Source organism: Streptomyces sp. P17 (genome assembly GCF_032436805.1).
Classification (GTDB): Bacteria; Actinomycetota; Actinomycetes; order Streptomycetales; family Streptomycetaceae; genus Streptomyces.
On sequence record NZ_JAVRBF010000989.1, the window covers coordinates 1 to 263 of the forward strand.

General features: G+C 45.6%; 1 pseudogene. It reads left to right on the plus strand.

Annotated elements, in window-relative coordinates:
* Nucleotides 1–263: pseudogene (locus RMT89_RS43685) on the plus strand (right-handed parallel beta-helix repeat-containing protein); the annotation flags it as partial.

The following is a 263-nucleotide window of genomic DNA, read 5'->3' on the forward strand; positions in this document are numbered from 1 at the left end:
GTGCGCCTGATACGGGCTTCCAGATCACCTCACCAGATAAGATAGGCCGTGCATTGTGGGCCAGTTTTAATACCGTGACCGATAGTGAAAGCTTCAACAATATGGATAAGTCACAGATTAATGCCGATGGCTTTGCAGCCAAAATGCGCATTGGTGATGGAAATACCTTTATTCGCTGTATCGCTCATCACAATATTGATGATGGCTGGGACCTGTTTAATAAAGTGGAGGATGGAGCTAATGGAGTCGTGACCATTCTGGAT